This window comes from Malikia spinosa, assembly GCF_002980625.1.
GTDB lineage: Bacteria > Pseudomonadota > Gammaproteobacteria > Burkholderiales > Burkholderiaceae_C > Malikia > Malikia spinosa.
In genome coordinates this window covers 1-12,327 of sequence record NZ_PVLR01000082.1, presented here as the reverse complement: position 1 = coordinate 12,327, position 12,327 = coordinate 1, and the positions used below count along the sequence as shown (strand labels likewise).

Below are 12,327 nucleotides of genomic sequence, written 5' to 3'. Positions count from 1 at the left end.
CCCCCCGGGGCCCGCCCCCGCCGTGGTCGCGTCAGCTGGTGTGCAGCGGATTGCGGCTCTGCCGTCAATGCCTAGCGGCTGGGTATCACAGTGCCCTCCTGTCGATTCGTCTGCTCGAGGCCTGTCCGATTCACGGCACGGAACTGCTGTCGAACTGCGTCTGCGGCCGGCCGTTTTCCGGCCGGATCTCCGACGCCGAGCTGTCCCACGCGGGTCATTGCGCTTGCGGCAGGCTCTCCTTTTTCACGCGTGAGACCTGCCGCCAGCCGCTGCTGCCGGCCGCCGCCACCATGGCCTACCTGCCCCTGGTGCATTGGATGGAGACACTGAGCCAGGTCGTGCGGCCACGCTGGGAGAGCAGGGCGGCGCAACGAGCGGACTGGCAGACATGGCTCGGCACACTGGTGCAATGGGGCGATGAACTGGGCATTGACCGCCCGGCATGCTTGACCGCTCCAGCACCACAACGCACCAGATACGCCGTTCATCACCAGTGTGGTTCCCATGGAGGGCGCCTGTCGCAGCCAGCACGATCCAGCACCGCAGTCCAGCTGGAGAACCGCTACTGGCGCGATGAACCCGGCACCTGGGTCTATCGTGCGATGCAACGCTATCTGCGCCGTCATGTCGCCAGGGAATCCGGGCACTGGATTCGGCAGTTCATGGCCTCGTGCGATCCGATTGCAATAGCGCAGTTGATGCGTTCCAACCGGGGCGCGCTGCTGGCCTTCGGGGAAATGCTGTGGGCTCGGACCCTGGAGCCGGGCGTATCCAGGCGGCGCTGGCCGTACCGCATGGATGCCACGGAGGACGGCAGGTCGCTGTGGGGACACCTGGTGTTGCGAGGAGTCGAGGCAGACAAGCGGCTTCTGCAGCTGAGCCCAGGCGAGTGGCAGTGGCTTCAGTATCAGGCCAGTGGGGCGGTAATCGCTGCGGCCTGGAGGCGTTCGATGGCCATCGCCGTGCAATCCGCCCGCAACGGGATCGCGGACTGGTCGGTCGACGAGCACCCGGACCCTCTGCCTGAAAACTGGAGTGCGCGACAAGGCCCGGCGGGCCTGCACTTCGTCAACCTCATGCAGGACCAGTTTGTCGACTGGGCGCGCCCAAGACCGGACAAGGCTGCTCGCCGTGCGCAGCAGCAAGTCCGGGCGGATGAACGACGGCAGGCCATGCAGAGTGCTTGCACGGGCCCCTGCCTGTCGTGGAGTCCGCGAGAAGAATGGCATGTGGCCGCGTCCTGGGCGCCGGCCAACGGCGTGTTCCGCCTGCACCGCCTGCTGGGCTTCGCCGATGAGCGGCCGCTGTTCTGGCTGTTCGAGGCGGACGGGGGCTTTGTAGCCCGGCTGCGAGACCTGAGGCTGCAAGCCTGGGCCGAATCACCCCAGGCGGCCATCCATGCCTTGCGTACCTGTCTGCGCCGTCATCGGGCGGCCTACGGTCCGGCGGTTCCTGCTCGCAAGCCAGCGGCGGTGGAGCCTGCGGTCCTCTGCGACGCGACGGTCCAGGACGCCGCTGAACATTGCCAGGACCTGGTTCGCCAGGCGAAGGAGCACTCTCGATTCTGGGAGGCCGCGCCCGGTCTGGTACTGGCGGCACGCGCGTGGCTAGGGAAACAATCCCGCGATGCCAGTCATCTGCCTCGGGAAGGCACAAGACTACGCGCTAAGGACTGAACCGGATTGGCCGACGGGCCAAAAGATTTTGACCCACGAGCACCTTGCAATCGAGAGCCCTTCGGTATAGGTTAAACATGGGCGCTGCAGGGGTGACGGGATGAACACAACATCAGTTGAGATCCGATTACATCTTCAGTTGTGTGAGCGGTGAGCGCCGGTGCCGGCATTTTTCTGGAGGTATTAACTAAAGATAAGCTTCAATTATCTTTAGTTAAAATCCAGCGGACAAAACCCGACTCAGCCATCGAGCCGGCCGCACCGTCGTGGAGATTCCAATGCCCACAGGGACTTACTCCTCCCGCCAGACAGTCCCCGTCGCCCAGCACGGCTCCCGCTTCAGCCGCCGCCTCGGCCCGCACCACTTCGCCTACCTGCGCGCGATCGCCGAGGGGCTGGAGCGCACCGACTGCGCCCGGCGCTACCTGGGCATCGAGCACGGCCACGAGGCCGTCACCGCCCACCGGCTGGTGGTCGACCAGGTGCGGGCGGCGGCCCGGCGGCGCGGCGAGACGTCTGCCCGCCTGATCGGGCTCACCATCCGGGTTTCCGAGACAGCGCAGCCCAGCCTGGAGGACTTCATCGCCGAGCGTGGGCTGGACGACTGGAGCGAGGCCGAGGTCACCGAGCTCTACACCGAGCTCTGTGGCGAGGCCCAGGGACCCGACCCTAAGGCGCAGCGCAGAGAGCGACTGCGCAAGCGCCAGATCGAGCTGCTGCGGTCACTCGAATCGGCGGTGGCCGAGGCGCCGAGTCCGACGGACTTCGTCGGCGGCTGGTTCGACGAGGCGCTGGCCAGGAAGCTGGACCTGGCGGGATTTCACACGCTGGGCGAGCTGAACGACCGGGTCAGCGCCGGCGGGGCCTGGTACAAGTCCCTGCCGGCGGTGGGCAAGGCCAAGGCGCAGCGCATCGAGGCCTTCCTGCGCACGCTGCTGCCGCGCGAGGCGCAGGCGCTGCCGTTCTTTGGCGTGGGCCGGCAGACGGGGAGGGCGCTGGTGGTGTCAGTTCCGACGCCGCCTGTCCTGGCTGGCAGCCTGCTGGGCGAGGTCACGACCGAGCAGACGGTCGAGGCCTGGATCGCGGCGCGCGCCAACTCGGATGCCACGCGCAAGGTCTATGCGCGGGAGGTCGGGCGCTTCCTGGTCTGGTTGCGCCATGAGCGCCCGGGCGTCTCGCCGCAGCAGCTGGGCGTGCGCGATGCAGTGGCCTTCACCGGCTTCCTGCGTGACATCCCGCCGCACTTCATCTCGCGCCGCAAGGCGTCTCCCGGCGCGATCGGCTGGGCGCCGTTCCGGGGTCAGCTGACGCCGGCGAGCCGCCAGCAGGCGCTGACCGTGGTCTCGGCCTGGCTGGACTGGCTGGTCGAGGCGCGCCATGTCGAGGCCAATCCGTTCCGGCTCATCTCGAGGAAGCAGGGCGACGACCGGGCCGCACGCGGCGAGGTCAAGGCGATCTCCGAAGGCGCGATGCAGGCGCTGTTGGGGTTCTTCGAGCGCGAGGAGCCGACGTCAACGCCGACGCCGGCGGTGCAGCGCATGCGCTTCCTGCTGCGCTTCCTCGAAGCCATGGGACTGCGCGCGAGCGAGCTGCTCTCCGCTCACCTGGGTGACCTGGTCACGCTGCCCGAGGGCTTGGCCCTCAAGGTCCATGGCAAGGGTGCCAAGAACCGGCATGTCACGCTGAACCGCCAGGCGCGCGAAGCGCTCAACGACTATCTGGCCGCGCGCGGCCTGGGCGACTTCCTGAGCGCCGATCCGGCCACGCCGCTGTTGGCTTCGGCCCTCGATCCGATGGCGCCGATCAGCTATCCCGCGCTGTACCAGACCGTGCGGCGCTGGCTGGAGAAGGCCGTTTCGGCCAGCGCGCTGCCGCAGCACGAGAAGGCCCAGCTCTACAAGGCCTCGACGCACTGGCTACGCCATACCTTCGGCACCCGGTTGATCGAGAAAGGGGCGGCGCCCGATGCGGTGCAGTCGTCGATGGGGCACGCGTCACCCGTGACGCTGAGTCGCTACACCCGGGCCAGCACCAAGCGGCAGTTCAGCGAGGTGACCAAGGTGTTTGGGGAGTGAGGGGCAGCAGCAGTCCAGTGCCTGATCCAGTCGTGATCTCGAGCGGATCAGTCATGGGCTCAATTGCTGGAACGCTGACCGAACCGGGTAGCACCTGTGCGCCTGCTCAGGCGTGGGCAGCCGGCGCCACGCTCAGGCGCAGTCCCAGCGCCTTCATTACCTTCATGATTGTGGCCAGGCTGGGGTTGCCCTGGCCCGACAGCGCCTTGTACAGCCCCTCGCGGGTCATGCCTGTGTCGCGGGCCAGCTGGGCCATGTTGCGCGCACGGGCAATGTCGCCCAGGGTGGCGGCCAGCAGCGCCGGATCGCCATCCTCGAGCACCAGCGCCAGGTAGGCCGCGATGTCGTCCTCGTTCTTCAGGTGCTCGGCCACGTCGAAGGTCGGCAGGTCGGCGATAGAGATCTTGTTGCTCATGATGCGGCTCCTCAAATCAGGTTCTGCGCCAGGGATTTGGCGGCTTCGATGTCGCGCGACTGGTTGCTCTTGTCGCCTCCGCCCAGCATGACGACCAAGACGCTGCCTTGCTGCACGTAGTACATGCGCCATCCCGGGCCGAAGAACTCGCGCATCTCCCAGACGCCATCCCCCACCGGCTTCACGTCGCCCAGATTGCCCAGCGAGACCTTGCGCAACCGCATCAGCAGGCGCCTGCGGGTCATGTCATCCTTGATGCCCGCGAACCAGACATCGAACTGGGGCATCCGCTTGATGGTGATCATGTGTAAATTGTAGTTATCACCTGATACTTCGTCAACTACAGTTCACACAGAAAAAATCAAAATTTCAGACAGCGGCTACATGAGAGCGATGCGACGCTATGCGGCCCTCGCTGGGTATGCAGGCCTATGATCGGATCAGGCTGGGAACGGCCGTTCGCAGCAGGCCTGGCGACTGACAGCAACCGGTCGAGGCTGTGTGGAAACGCGCTCTGTCACAGGCTTTCAAGCCTGTTTGCCAAACTCCAACCTTTCAGATCGCCCTAGAACGCACGATCGTAAGGTTGCCAAGGGGTGAGGCACCCCCGAAAACATTGACATCGGACGTTTTCACACAGCCTCGACCCATAGCAGACCAGTGTCTCTCCCTGGTCTCAGCGTCAGGTAACCAATGAGCAGTGATGCGGCACGACCAACTACCGACTTCACATCGGCCAAAGCGGTCTTTCCTCGATGAGTTGAGCCAGTGTATGATGGGCTAGGCGCACTTCTGATTAAGTTAATCCAAAAAATTCACCTTTAAAAATGGCGATATCTAAATTACCAATTAATTGATTGGCAACTTAGATGCTGGAAAACTTAAGAGGAATAAATTAATACAGCATTATCTAGAAAATTCTCTTATGCAAAAGAAAACCATCAAGTTCCAGGCAGTTTTGTTTGGGACATTCAATTTTCCCGCCGACCCAGACACGACGTTTAAGTTAATGACGATTTTTGCTCCTCTGGGTTTTATGCCGCAAGTCATGAATGTTCAAGACCCCATTGCCGGACTGACATCTCAAAGGCTCGGTCTAACGAAGGGATCCGAAATGCAAATTCAATTTTCCCCAGATCGCATCGACTTTACGGCCCCAATGCCTTCCATGGATATTGATATATTTTTGAACGACGTTGTTGACTATGTGGGGAAATTGGAACGCGGGAGCCTTCAATTTAACCGCGTCGCATTAGTCATTGATGCTTTGTTTGAAGAGTTATCCCAAACTGAATCAGAGGCATTGCGGGGCAAGTTATTGCCACAGAGTGGCATCAATTCTGTTGAGTGGGTGGCGCGATGGGTCACCCCATTGTCAATACACAATGAGCAGTACAATGCCTGCTTTGAGGCAGTGACCGCAACTGGTTTGATGATGATAATCAATGGCCGCATGCATCCATTGAGTGGGATTAAAACAATGCATGATGTCAGCACAACACCGTCGAATACCGCCCATAGATTTAACGTCGATAATCTACAAGAAACGCTCTATGGTATATCCAAAATCATTTTGGATCGAGATAATATTTTTTAATTGAGTAGAATATGAGATCCTCCATCTCATTCGGCAGCCAACGACAGAGCAGCTCTCTTATGGAATCCAACTCTCAATCCTCTAGAGGAATTTCGTTTGGAAACCCGCTCCTCGTGCAGAGTGGACTGCTACCATCTACCATAGCAGACATTAGGATATCGAGCGCAGGAGGATTTTCCACGCTTATGACCTCACAAAGTGAGGATGACGGGATTGGCTCATATTTAAAGGGAGTCCACGCGCATAGGCAGAAAATTTGCGAATCAGCTCAAGAAAAATTCTTGGAACTGGCTCGTTCCGAGTATTTCGAATACGGTTATACCCCTCCATCAGAACGCCACATATTAAGTTTCGCCAAAGATTACCCAGGATTGATTGGCGAGGTGGTGCAAAACACCTACCTAGCAGAATCAGAAGACACTGGCGTGATGTTGGCATTATTAAATGCAGTAGCATCATTAAGTTATGAGACCATATATCCGTACGGGCAAACTCTTGCGCTTGCTGCGCTATCGAATAAAGTCGCCGAAGTAAAGGAGGCCGCTATTCGTGTTTATGAAACTTGGGGACACAGGGATGGCGCCAGAATTCTAGCAAACGTGGAATGCCAACCAGATTGGTTAGACGATTATCGTAAGCAGGTTATTTTTGACTTAGGTGGAATCGAATGAGCTATTTGGTGAGGAAGATTGAGAGATCGCGCTGGAATGGCTCAGATGTTGCAACAGGTCGCATCAAGGCGGATGTGGTTGCAAGCTGTATTCGCCCCAACGGCAGCGAGCTATCTGTCTGGTTTGCGGAAAATGACAATGAAATTGAGCAGGCCAAACTGGCAATGTTGGCTGCAATGAACAAGCTCGCGACAGTTGATTTGGTAATACTTCCCATCACTGAGATTCAAGAGGCCGGATTGAAGGTCGCTACAACATTGCCAAAATCTGGACCAGAAAGTCTGAGGCCGCTGCATCGCGATATTCATGACCTGGACTTGGATAGTTTAAAGGTGATTGCGCAAATTATTCAGCGGCACATTATGGAAAAAAAATCGGAGCGACTCACCCGAGAAGCGTGCAAAAAAATCCTGCAAGGTGCGATTCATAAAAATTTGCTTAGCGCTACCGAACTTCATGAAGACATAGCCAAACACATGGCTGCGGCATAGTCTAAAGAAGTCTTGCCTTTAATTTAAATTCGTTTTCGCTTGACTTTTAAAGGCGCAAGATGAATCAACCAATCTTGTCGAAGTCAAGTTAAAGTGTTAATCATCATTGCATTATAGAAGGGCGGATTCAAACCTGAAGTGCAACACCCTGGTTTTCAGTGAATGAGGGTGGAGTGTTGCGGGCTGTTCAGGAGCAACTCCCGGTAAACCGCGAGCGGTGATCGTACCCCGAGTCCCTTGCGCGGTCGGCCATTGATCTGATCGGCAATCTCATCGAGCTGTTCCTGGCTGTAGACCGACAGGTCCGTGCCCTTGGGCAGGTACTGGCGCACCAGTCCATTGGTGTTCTCGTTGGAGCCGCGCTGCCAGGGGCTGTGTGGATCGCAGAAGTAGACGGCCACGCCGGTTTGCTCGGTCAGCTTCTTGTGCATGGCCATTTCCCGGCCCTGGTCGTAGGTCAGACTCTGGCGCATCGGCTGAGCAATGCCGTTGAGCTTGTCCGTGAAGGCCTGCAGCACGTTGGCGGCGCTGGCGGGCTTGGGGTGCGGCAGCTTGACCAGGATCAGCAGCCGGCTGGTGCGCTCGACCAAGGTACCGACTGCGCTGGCATTGCCTTCGCCCTTGATGAGATCGCCTTCCCAGTGGCCGGGAAACTGGCGGTCCTCCACCTCGGGCGGACGCAGGTGAATGCTGAGCATGTCGGGGATCTGGCCCCGTCGGTCCTGGCCCTTGCTGCGAGGCACGCGCTTGTTGTGGGCGTGGCGCAGGCAGGCGATCAAGTCCTTGCGCAGCTCGCCCACAGGTTGGGCATAGATGCAGTTGTAGATGGTTTCGTGCGACACGCGAAGCTCATGGCCCTTGGGGTAGATGCGCGCCAGCGTCAGGGCAATCTGTTCGGGCGACCAGCGCTGTCGCAGCAGATGCTGCACGACGTCAAACAAGAGAGCGTCGGCGTGCAGTTTACGCATCGGTCGGCCCTGATTGCGGCGGTGCTGGCAGCTTTGTTGCGCCACCGAGCTGCTGTACTGGCCAGCTGAGGCGTTGCGACGAAGCTCTCGGCTGATGGTTCTGGCCGAGCGACCGAGAACACTGGCGATTGCACGCACGCTGTAGTTCTGCTGCTTGAGGCTGGCGAGGGTCACACGGTCTTCGGGTTGGAGCTGGCGGTAGGTTCTGGGCTGCGGCGACATCGGCTTACCTTACGGCAGGTCAGGTGTTGCACTTCAGGTTTGAATCCGCCCTCCCACCGACTTCATACGTCACGGACCAAGTTGAGCGTAAGCAGCCGGCGCAGGATGTCGTCGTCCGAAGTCTCAGGCTGATAGTCGGTCCAGCCGTAGGCTGGCAGCTACGGCCCGGTCCAGCGCATCGTGGCGCAGCCTGAGCCAGCTCGGGTAGTCGCCCGTCAAGTTGATTTGCTCCCAGCCCAGCGGCGATAGCTAGACGCAGTGTTGTGCGCCGGGCGCAGCGCCTCCGCTCTACCCATGAAGCCTAAGGCTGGCCGCCACACTCCTGGATGAAGCTTTCGGCTTCTTCCTTGGGGACATCCTGGCCCCAGCTCACGGGCTTCGGTACGTCGCCCTCATAGGGCACGAACTTCTTCTCCCCCGGGCTCCAGACTTCGTTCGGGAAGGCGTTGCTCGGCCCGGCAATACGGTAGAGCGCGCCTTCGTTTTCAACATATCTCATGGTTTTCTCCTTCCGGTTCCGTGCACGTCGGATGCGTTGATGTGCCGGCCATCTTGGATTGAATCATGGCAGTGGCAGTGGCAGTGGCAGTGGCAGTGCGAGGGTCTTGCCGCTGATACTCCCCGAACCCCCTATGCAGGCGGATTGCACGGATACCAGGACACCATGTAGCTTTAGCGGCTAAAAATTTGGCGCGATCACTGTTCCCACCGAGAGAGACCACAGATGCTAGGCGAGTACCGCAGGTGCGCATTCCACTGATGGCGGACAGTGATTCCAAACTCATCGCGGACAGTGTTCCAGACGATGTCGGACACCCTGCGCCGGTGTCCTGAATGACAGGATGAATCGTAGCCGAACTGTCCGCCATCAGCCTGTGATGGCGATTCGGCCCGGGCGCTTCAGGCCGGCTGGCGAAGCTTCCTCATGGACTCGCCCTTGAGGGCGATCTTGTGCGCACCGTGCACGATGCGATCCAGAATGGCGTCGGCCAGGGTGGGTTCGTCGAGCCAGGCGTGCCAAGCCGTTGCCGGCAATTGCGAGGTGATGATCGTCGAGCGCGAACCTACGCGGTCGTCGAGCAGTTCGAGCAAGTCGTTGCGCTCGTGCGCGGCAATCGGGGCGATGGCGAAGTCGTCCAGGATCAGCAGGTCGAGCTTGGCCAGTTGCGCCAGGCGCCGCCCGAAGCTGCCGTCGCCGTGGGCCACGTGCAACTCCTCCAGCAGTCGGGGTGCTCGGGCATACAGCACCGAGAAGCCCAGCCGCGCAGCCTGCTGACCCAAGGCGCATGCCAGCCAGGTCTTGCCGCAGCCGGTGGCACCGGTGAGAAGGATGTTGTGGCCATGGCGCAGCCAGTCACCGCCGACCAGGCTGGCGATGAGTTCCCGGCTCAAGCCACGACTGGCGCGCCAGTCGATGTCTTCGAGGCAGGCGGAGGAAACCTTCAAGCGGGCGGCCTTCAACAGGCGTTCGAGTCGTTTGCTGTCACGCCAGTCCACCTCGCGCTGTACCAGCAGGGCCAGGCGCTGCTCGAAGGGCAGTTCGCTGGCAGCGATTTGGGTGGCGGCATCGGTCAGGGCGGCGACCATGCCGTCCAGACGCAGCGCGCGCAGTTGGGTCAGGGTGTATTCGTTGAGCATGTTCAGGACCTCGCTGTCGGTGGGTCAGTGGTAGTAGCCAGGGCCGCGCACGTTCTCGTGCAAGGGCAAGCTGGCCTGTGCGGTGATGGGGACGGTCAGCGGACGCTGATCCAGTCCGCTGCTCAGGATGGAGGCGACGCTCTTGTAGGACGGCGAACGAATCGACTGGGCGCGGGCACAGGCCGCTTCGAGCCGGTCGTTGCCGTACTGGCGCCCCAGTCGCATCAACCCCAGGCAAGAGCGGTAGCCCTGCTCGGGGTGGGCGCGGTGCTCCATCTGCCAGCGCACCACGGCTGCGGTGGCAGCTCCCACCCGTTCGGCCCAGCCGATGAGCTTGGCCGGGGTCCATTGCAGGTGCGCACGGTGCGACGCCGGCATGTGCTCGGGCGTGGTGGTGTGGGCGCCCCGGCGAGCGTTGAGCGCATGGGCGCCCACGCGTTTGTTGCCATGCAGCACCTCCAGCGTGGTGGCCGTGATGCGCAGCTCCACCGTCTGGCCAACCAGGGCGTGCGGCACCGAGTAGTAATGGCCGTCGAGTTCGACGTGGTAGTCGATGTTGACGCGCGCGCGCTTGAAATGCGCAATCGCCATGCGCGTGGCCGGCAGCGCACGCAGTGCTGGGCGGTCGAGTTCGGCAAAGGCGCTGGCTCGGCAGCCGGGCAGCTTCTTGAACGGGCGCTGGTTGAGATCAAGCACCAGGGCGCCGATGGCCCGGTTCAGCGCAGCCAGGCTGAAGAAGCGCTGATCGCGCAGCCGCGCCAGGATCCAGCGCACGACCACCTGAACGGCCACCTCTACCTTGGGCTTGTCACGGGGTTTGGCCGGGCGTGCCGGCAGCACGGCCAAGCCATAGTGGGCGCTCAGTTCCTCCAGCAAGCGATGCGAGGTCGGTTCGTAGCGGTCGGGCCGGGCGATGAGCGCTCGTGGCTGGTCGGGCACCAGCAGACGGGGCACGCCACCGATGAACTCCAGCGTGTCGATGATGGCACCGATCCAGTCGGCGGCCTTCTGGGTCGGCGTGGCACACGCGTAGGTGAAATTGGATGCGCCCAGCGCTGCAACGAAGATCTGTGCCTGGGTGATCTCGCCGCTGCTCGCATCGATGATCGCGACCGTCTGGCCAGCGTAGTCCACGAAGAGCTTGTCGCCGCCGATATGCGTCTGGCGCATCGAGCGCTTGAGCTTGGCTGCCCAGCCGTGGTACTTCTCGCAGAAGGCGCTGTATTTGTAGGCCTGTCCCTGGTGTTGCTGCTGGTACTCCTCCCAGAGCAACTGCAAGGTCACGCCGGCACGCCGGAGTTCACGGTGGAGATAGGCATAGTCGGGCTCGAGGTGGCGTGCCTGGCGGGCCACAGGTGGGGGATAAAGCCGGGCTTGCAGCTCTTCGTCGCTCAAGGTCTGGGCCAGTGCCCAGTCCACGCCCGCAGCGCGGGCGTAGCTGGCGATATCGCTGACCGTGGACTTGGAAATGCCGAGAGCGGCACCGATTTGGCGGGTGCTCAAACCCCCGCCTTGCAGCAGTTGCAGTGTGTGTCGTAGTTTGCTCATGGTGACCCTGGGTGTGGGCATCGCTGTTCTCCGGTCAAAACCGGGCAGCGTATGCCGGGGTGGGGTCACTCAGAACACCGCTTCAGGTGTCCGACATCACGATGGAATGCTGTCCGCCATCAGCATGGAACGGTGTCCGCGATGACGGTGAAACGCTGTCCGGCATCAGCATGGAATCGTGTCCGGCATCGCGTGGAATACGCACCGCAGGCGTGCCCAAGGTCGCTGGTAGCGTGGTAGAAGCTCTGACAAAGTGCCTGGAATTCGTCAACAAGTTGGACAAGAAAGCAGTCGTGCTGGTCTTCACCGATGGTATGCCAGCGATGACAAGGCAGCTGCCGCCAAGGTCATCGTGAACCAGGCCAGCCGTCAAGGAACTGACGACTGCTGCACCATCCAGTTCGTGCAAGTGGGCCAGTGATGCTGCCGCTATTGCATAAAGGCACTAGGTTCCTTGATCTTGCAGAGCCCTAGATGCATTTCATAATGTTATTTATCCCGTCAGCCGGAGAACCCATGAAGAGGATGATCGAAGGTAAGAGCTACAACACCGAGACTGCAGAAGAGGTCTGTGACATTCCTTGTCAGTACTACGGTAACGATTTCAGGCACCACAATACCAAGCTCTACATAACCAGGAATGGGACCTTCTTCCTGGCAGGGAAGGGTGGTGCTGCTTCTGTATGGGGTGAGCGTATTGCAAATGAACTCAGGGCAGGCGAAGGCATCCGTGTACTCAGCCAAAGCGAAGCCCGTGCTTACATGGAGCAAGCTGATTGCGATGAAGAAGACTACAAGCGCGTAGGTCTTGAAACCTAAGAGCGTGTTCAAAGTCTCCGTGCTGTGATGTGAGAAGCTCGGGGGGTGAGAAAAGGTTACCCAAGCGATATCAAGCCCGAGCAGTTCGAAGTCATCAGGCCGCTGCTGGAGAGCGCGCGCAAGAAGACAGCGCCACGTCGAGTGGATCTGTATGAGGTGTTCTGTGCGGTGCTGTACCTGCTGCGCACGGGCTGCCAGTGGCGCGCG

At 60.7% G+C, this 12,327-nt stretch carries 14 protein-coding genes; 8 read left to right on the top strand and 6 right to left on the bottom strand.

The genetic code is table 11. The annotated features are described in order from the left end of the window. Together C6P61_RS17350 and C6P61_RS17345 are read left to right on the top strand one after the other, a co-directional pair. Window positions 1–1,676, top strand: a 1,676-nt coding sequence (locus tag C6P61_RS17350) for a hypothetical protein (RefSeq protein ID WP_211297003.1), incomplete at its 5' end; no start/stop codon positions are given. 278 nt (window positions 1,677–1,954) lie between these two features. Further along, complete coding sequence (locus tag C6P61_RS17345) at window positions 1,955–3,751, top strand: tyrosine-type recombinase/integrase (RefSeq protein WP_105731145.1); 1,797 nt, start codon at window positions 1,955–1,957, stop codon at window positions 3,749–3,751. Window positions 3,752–3,857: 106 nt separating this feature from the next. On the opposite strand, the gene C6P61_RS17340 is transcribed toward C6P61_RS17345, so the two are convergent. Together C6P61_RS17340 and C6P61_RS17335 are read right to left on the bottom strand one after the other, a co-directional pair. Continuing rightward, a complete protein-coding gene (locus tag C6P61_RS17340) occupies window positions 3,858–4,166 on the bottom strand; it encodes an addiction module antidote protein (protein ID WP_105730133.1) in 309 nt (102 codons plus the stop codon). Window positions 4,167–4,177: 11 nt separating this feature from the next. Then, window positions 4,178–4,471, bottom strand: a complete 294-nt coding sequence (locus C6P61_RS17335) for a type II toxin-antitoxin system RelE/ParE family toxin (protein WP_105731144.1) — start codon at window positions 4,469–4,471, stop codon at window positions 4,178–4,180. 620 nt (window positions 4,472–5,091) lie between these two features. Between C6P61_RS17335 and C6P61_RS17330 the strand changes: the two genes are divergently transcribed. The 3 genes from C6P61_RS17330 (at window position 5,092) to C6P61_RS17840 (ending at window position 6,925) form a co-directional block, all read left to right on the top strand. Next, window positions 5,092–5,763 (top strand): hypothetical protein, encoded by a 672-nt coding sequence (locus C6P61_RS17330; RefSeq protein WP_105731143.1) that lies wholly within the window; start codon window positions 5,092–5,094, stop codon window positions 5,761–5,763. A 185-nt stretch (window positions 5,764–5,948) separates the two neighbouring features. Beyond that, the gene (locus C6P61_RS17845) at window positions 5,949–6,434 is read left to right on the top strand and encodes a hypothetical protein (protein WP_146115098.1); all 486 of its coding nucleotides are present in this window, start codon (window positions 5,949–5,951) and stop codon (window positions 6,432–6,434) included. Beyond that, the gene (locus C6P61_RS17840) at window positions 6,431–6,925 is read left to right on the top strand and encodes a hypothetical protein (RefSeq protein WP_146115097.1); all 495 of its coding nucleotides are present in this window, start codon (window positions 6,431–6,433) and stop codon (window positions 6,923–6,925) included. The genes C6P61_RS17845 and C6P61_RS17840 overlap by 4 nt, the downstream gene beginning before the upstream one ends. Window positions 6,926–7,080: 155 nt before the next feature. Here C6P61_RS17840 and C6P61_RS17325 read toward each other — a convergent pair whose 3' ends face one another. The 4 genes from C6P61_RS17325 to istA all read right to left on the bottom strand — a co-directional run bounded on the left by C6P61_RS17325 (window position 7,081) and on the right by istA (window position 11,322). Next, window positions 7,081–8,115 (bottom strand): IS30 family transposase, encoded by a 1,035-nt coding sequence (locus C6P61_RS17325; RefSeq protein WP_105731142.1) that lies wholly within the window; start codon window positions 8,113–8,115, stop codon window positions 7,081–7,083. 301 nt (window positions 8,116–8,416) lie between these two features. Beyond that, entirely contained in the window at window positions 8,417–8,614 is a 198-nt protein-coding gene (locus tag C6P61_RS17320) for a hypothetical protein (protein WP_105731141.1), read from the bottom strand. A 401-nt stretch (window positions 8,615–9,015) separates the two neighbouring features. Continuing rightward, window positions 9,016–9,753: an IS21-like element helper ATPase IstB gene (istB, locus tag C6P61_RS17315; RefSeq protein ID WP_105731140.1), complete on the bottom strand. Its 738-nt coding sequence runs from the start codon at window positions 9,751–9,753 to the stop codon at window positions 9,016–9,018. A gap of 24 nt (window positions 9,754–9,777) precedes the next feature. Beyond that, a complete protein-coding gene (istA, locus tag C6P61_RS17310; protein ID WP_105731139.1) occupies window positions 9,778–11,322 on the bottom strand; it encodes an IS21 family transposase in 1,545 nt (514 codons plus the stop codon). A gap of 65 nt (window positions 11,323–11,387) precedes the next feature. Between istA and C6P61_RS17835 the strand changes: the two genes are divergently transcribed. The 3 genes from C6P61_RS17835 to C6P61_RS17300 all read left to right on the top strand — a co-directional run. Next, window positions 11,388–11,657 (top strand): hypothetical protein, encoded by a 270-nt coding sequence (locus C6P61_RS17835; protein WP_146115096.1) that lies wholly within the window; start codon window positions 11,388–11,390, stop codon window positions 11,655–11,657. 160 nt (window positions 11,658–11,817) lie between these two features. Then, on the top strand, window positions 11,818–12,120 hold the full coding sequence (locus C6P61_RS17305) for a hypothetical protein (protein ID WP_146115095.1): 303 nt from the start codon (window positions 11,818–11,820) through the stop codon (window positions 12,118–12,120). Between the two features lie 45 nt (window positions 12,121–12,165). After that, window positions 12,166–12,327 (top strand): transposase (locus C6P61_RS17300; protein ID WP_146115094.1); only part of this gene is annotated, 162 nt, incomplete at its 3' end.

Coding starts and splice junctions, on each gene's coding strand:
- C6P61_RS17345 (WP_105731145.1), top strand. CDS start 1,955: ATGCCCACAGGGACTTACTCCTCCCGCCAGACAGTCCCCGTCGCCCAG.
- C6P61_RS17340 (WP_105730133.1), bottom strand. CDS start 4,166: ATGAGCAACAAGATCTCTATCGCCGACCTGCCGACCTTCGACGTGGCC.
- C6P61_RS17335 (WP_105731144.1), bottom strand. CDS start 4,471: ATGATCACCATCAAGCGGATGCCCCAGTTCGATGTCTGGTTCGCGGGC.
- C6P61_RS17330 (WP_105731143.1), top strand. CDS start 5,092: ATGCAAAAGAAAACCATCAAGTTCCAGGCAGTTTTGTTTGGGACATTC.
- C6P61_RS17845 (WP_146115098.1), top strand. CDS start 5,949: ATGACCTCACAAAGTGAGGATGACGGGATTGGCTCATATTTAAAGGGA.
- C6P61_RS17840 (WP_146115097.1), top strand. CDS start 6,431: ATGAGCTATTTGGTGAGGAAGATTGAGAGATCGCGCTGGAATGGCTCA.
- C6P61_RS17325 (WP_105731142.1), bottom strand. CDS start 8,115: ATGTCGCCGCAGCCCAGAACCTACCGCCAGCTCCAACCCGAAGACCGT.
- C6P61_RS17320 (WP_105731141.1), bottom strand. CDS start 8,614: ATGAGATATGTTGAAAACGAAGGCGCGCTCTACCGTATTGCCGGGCCG.
- istB (WP_105731140.1), bottom strand. CDS start 9,753: ATGCTCAACGAATACACCCTGACCCAACTGCGCGCGCTGCGTCTGGAC.
- istA (WP_105731139.1), bottom strand. CDS start 11,322: ATGCCCACACCCAGGGTCACCATGAGCAAACTACGACACACACTGCAA.
- C6P61_RS17305 (WP_146115095.1), top strand. CDS start 11,818: ATGAAGAGGATGATCGAAGGTAAGAGCTACAACACCGAGACTGCAGAA.